Source organism: Ruegeria sp. CDSC054 (assembly GCF_059610645.1).
Genome location: NZ_JBXWOA010000034.1, coordinates 1 through 4,435, shown reverse-complemented (window position 1 = coordinate 4,435; position 4,435 = coordinate 1). Strand labels below are relative to the sequence as shown.

Annotated in this window: 3 protein-coding genes; all 3 read left to right on the top strand. The window is 62.4% G+C overall.

The genetic code is table 11. From position 1 onward, the window contains the following. Positions 1-1,083: glycine cleavage system aminomethyltransferase GcvT (gene gcvT, locus AC2FGC_RS24100; RefSeq protein WP_496727548.1), on the top strand; the 1,083-nt coding region annotated here is incomplete at its 5' end. 18 nt (positions 1,084-1,101) lie between these two features. Next, positions 1,102-1,467, top strand: coding sequence for a glycine cleavage system protein GcvH (gene gcvH / locus AC2FGC_RS24095; RefSeq protein ID WP_058271403.1), 366 nt, complete (start codon positions 1,102-1,104; stop codon positions 1,465-1,467). A gap of 112 nt (positions 1,468-1,579) precedes the next feature. Continuing rightward, positions 1,580-4,435 carry an aminomethyl-transferring glycine dehydrogenase gene (gene gcvP / locus AC2FGC_RS24090; protein WP_496727547.1) on the top strand — a complete coding sequence of 952 codons (2,856 nt, stop codon included), beginning with the start codon at positions 1,580-1,582 and terminating at the stop codon, positions 4,433-4,435.

The window sequence follows — 4,435 nt, the reverse complement described above, 5'->3', positions numbered from 1 at the left end:
AAACGCACCCCCTTGTATGACTTGCACGTCGAACTTGGCGGTAAGTTGGTTGATTTTGCTGGTTGGGAGATGCCTGTTCAGTATCCTTTGGGGATAATGGGGGAGCATAAGCAGTGTCGTGAGAAGGCGGCGTTGTTTGATGTGTCTCATATGGGTCAGGTGATCCTGCGCGGTGAGAATGTGGGTGAGAAGCTGGAAGCTTTGTGCCCGCAGGCTTACGCGACGCTGAAGGAAGGCAAGGCGCGGTACGGGTTTTTCACCAATGCGGACGGCGGGATCATGGACGATTTGATCGTGTCGAATGCGGGGGATCACTACTTTGTGGTGGTGAATGCAGCGCTGCGCCATCAGGACATTCCGCATATGCGTGATAATCTGGACGGCGTCGAAGTGACCGAGATCTTCGACCGCGCGCTTGTGGCGGTTCAGGGCCCGGCGGCGGAAAACGTCGTGGGTGATCTTTGCCCGGCGGCGCGGGATCTGAAGTTCATGGAAACCACGGTGGCCGATATCAACGGTGTTGAGTGCCGCATCTCGCGGCTGGGCTACACCGGCGAGGACGGCTACGAGATCTCGATCCCCGAGGACAAGGCGATCGAGGTCAGCAAGGCGTTCCTGGCGCATGAGGATTGCGAAGCCGCCGGTCTGGGCGCGCGCGACAGCCTGCGGCTGGAGGCCGGCCTGTGCCTTTATGGCAATGACATCGACCAGAGCACCTCGCCGATTGAGGCCTCGTTGGCTTGGGCGATCCAGAAGCGCCGCAAGGAAGAGAGCGGTTTCCCGGGCGCCGAGCGCGTGCAAAAAGAACTGGCCGAAGGCCCCGCCAAAAAGCTGGTTGGCATCAAGCCCGAAGGTCGCGCCCCGGCGCGTCAGGGCGTGGAAATCCAGTGCGCCGAGGGCAATACGATCGGTCAGATCACCTCGGGCGTGTTCGGCCCCACGGTCGGCGGACCGGTGGCGATGGGCTATGTGTCCAAGGGCCACGGTGAGCCGGGCGAGACGGTGAACCTGATCATCCGGGGCAAGCCGCAGCCAGCGCAGATCGTGGCGCTGCCCTTCGTCAAACAGAATTACAAGCGTTGAAGTCAGGAGAGAGACAACATGGCAACCTATTATTCCGAAGAGCATGAATGGCTGACCGTCGAAGGCGACACGGCCACTCTGGGCATCACCAAGCACGCGGCTGAACAGCTGGGTGACGTGGTGTTCGTGGAGCAGCAGGAAGCAGGCGACGAGTTTGAAAAAGGCGGTGAGATCGGCGTGATCGAATCCGTCAAGGCCGCCTCCGAGCTGTATGCCCCGGTCGATGGCGAGATCACGGAAGTGAACGAAGCGCTGGCCGACAACCCCGGCGCGCTGAACGAAGACCCCGAGGGTGAGGCCTGGATCTACAAGATCAAGATCGCGGATGCCGCGCAGCTGGAAGATCTGATGGATCTGGACGGCTACAAGGCCCTGATCGGGTAAACCCAAACGGCGGGTCCTTTTGCGGATCCGCCCCTTCATCTGGCTAAAAATATCCCCGCCGGAGGCTCCTGCCAGAGCGGCCGGGCGAGACATTCCCTGAGGAGCATGACCTATGGCCTTCAAACTGACTGATTACGAAGCCTATGACTTCGCCAACCGCCGCCATATCGGGCCCAGCCCGACGGAAATGCGCGACATGCTCAAGGTGATCGGCTTCAAGACGCTGGACCAGCTGATCGACGCCACCGTCCCGCCTGCGATCCGGCAAAAAGAGCCGCTGGACTGGGGTCCGGCGATGACCGAACGCGATGCGCTCTTTTACATGAAAGAGGTGGCGAGCAAGAACAAGGTTCTGACCTCGCTGATCGGTCAGGGCTATTACGGCACCACCACGCCGGCGCCGATCCTGCGCAACATCCTGGAAAACCCGGCCTGGTATACCGCCTACACGCCCTATCAGCCCGAGATCAGCCAAGGCCGTCTGGAAGCTCTCCTGAACTTCCAGACCATGGTCAGCGACCTGACCGGTCTGGACGTGGCCAACGCCTCGCTCCTGGACGAAGCCACTGCGGCGGCCGAAGCCATGGCGATGGCCAAGCGTGGTGGCCGCTCAAAGGCCAACAACGCGGCCTTCTTCGTGGACAAGAACTGCCACCCGCAGACCATCGCAGTCATCAAAACGCGCGCCGAGCCTCTGGGCATCGACGTGCAGGTCGCCGACCCGGACACGCTGGATGCGGGATCGGTCTTTGGCGCGATCTTCCAGTATCCCGGCACCCACGGCCATGTGCGCGACTTCACATCGGAAATCGCCGCGCTGCACGAACACAAAGCCATCGCCATCGTTGCCGCCGACATCCTGTCGCTGGCGCTGCTGAAGTCTCCCGGTGAGATGGGCGCGGATATTGCCATCGGCTCGACCCAGCGCTTTGGTGTTCCGATGGGCTATGGCGGGCCGCACGCAGCCTATATGGCGACCAGTGACAAGCTGAAGCGGTCGATGCCGGGCCGGATCATCGGCGTGTCGATCGACGCGCGCGGCAACAAGGCTTACCGCCTGGCGCTGCAGACCCGCGAGCAACACATCCGCCGCGAAAAAGCCAACTCGAACGTCTGCACCGCGCAGGCGCTGCTGGCGGTGATTGCCTCGATGTATGCCGTGTATCACGGCCCCGACGGCATCAAGGCCATCGCACAATCGGTGCACCGCAAGACCTCGCGCCTGGCCGCCGGTCTGGAAGAGGCAGGCTTCTCGGTCGAGCCAGAGGTGTTCTTCGACACCATCACGGTTGAGGTCGGCCACCTGCAGAATGTCGTGATGGAGGCCGCCGTGGCCCGCGGTGTGAACCTGCGCAAGGTCGGCGAGACCAAGGTCGGCATCAGCCTGGACGAACAGACCCGGCCCGAGACCATCGAGGCCGTCTGGGGTGCCTTCGGCATCGATCGCACCGATGACAGCTCAAACAAAGTCTATCGCCTGCCCGATTACGCGCTGCGTGAAAGCCCTTACCTGACCCACGAGATCTTCCACAAGAACCGGGCCGAGGCCGAGATCACGCGCTATATGCGCCGTCTGGCCGACCGCGATCTGGCGCTGGACCGGGCAATGATTCCGCTGGGCTCGTGCACCATGAAGCTGAACGCCACGATCGAGATGATCCCGGTCACCTGGCCCGAGTTCGGCAATCTGCACCCGTTCTGCCCCGAAGATCAGGCGCAGGGCTATCATGAGATGATCGACGATCTGAACGACAAGCTGTGCCAGATCACCGGCTATGACGCGATCAGCCAGCAACCCAACTCGGGCGCGCAGGGCGAGTACGCAGGCCTGCTGACCATCCGCAACTATCACGCCGCGCGGGGTGAGGCGCATCGCAATGTCTGCCTGATCCCGACCTCGGCGCATGGCACCAACCCGGCCTCGGCGCAGATGGTGGGCTATCAGGTTGTTCCGGTGCAGGCCGATGAGAACGGCAACATTGACCTGAATGACTTCCGCGCCAAGGCCGAGAAGCATTCCGATCATCTGGCCGCCTGCATGATCACCTATCCGTCCACCCATGGCGTGTTCGAGACCACCGTTCAGGAGGTCTGCCAGATCACCCATGACCACGGCGGTCAGGTCTATATCGACGGCGCCAACATGAATGCCATGGTGGGTCTCTCACGTCCGGGTGACATTGGCGGTGACGTCAGCCACCTGAACCTGCACAAGACCTTCTGCATCCCGCATGGCGGCGGCGGCCCCGGCATGGGTCCGATCGGCGTCAAGGCGCATCTGGAGGAACACCTGCCCGGTCACCCGGAATACGGCACCGCCGTGGGCCCGGTCTCGGCCGCGCCATTTGGCTCTCCGTCCATTCTGCCGGTCAGCTGGGCCTATGTGCTGCTGATGGGCGGCGCCGGTCTGACGCAGGCCACGAAAGTGGCAATCCTGAACGCCAACTACATCGCGGCACGCCTGCAGGAGGCCTATCCGATCCTCTACACCTCGGACACGGGCCGGGTGGCGCATGAATGCATCCTCGACACCCGACCCTTGGACGAGGCGGCACAGGTCAGCGTCGACGACATCGCCAAGCGTCTGGTCGATAGCGGCTTCCACGCGCCCACCATGTCCTGGCCGGTGGCCGGCACCTTGATGGTTGAGCCAACCGAGTCGGAACCCAAGGACGAGCTGGACCGCTTCTGCGACGCCATGCTGTCCATCCGGGCCGAAGCGCAGGACATCATCGACGGCAAGATCGACGCGGAAAACAACCCGCTGAAAAACGCCCCACACACGGTGCGCGATCTGGTCGGCGACTGGGACCGGCCCTACTCGCGCGAACAGGCCTGCTTCCCCCCAGGCTCCATGGGCGTCGACAAATACTGGTCCCCCGTAAACCGCGTCGACAACGCATATGGCGACAGAAACCTAATCTGCACATGCCCCCCAATGGACGCTTACGAAGAAGCCGCTGAGTAA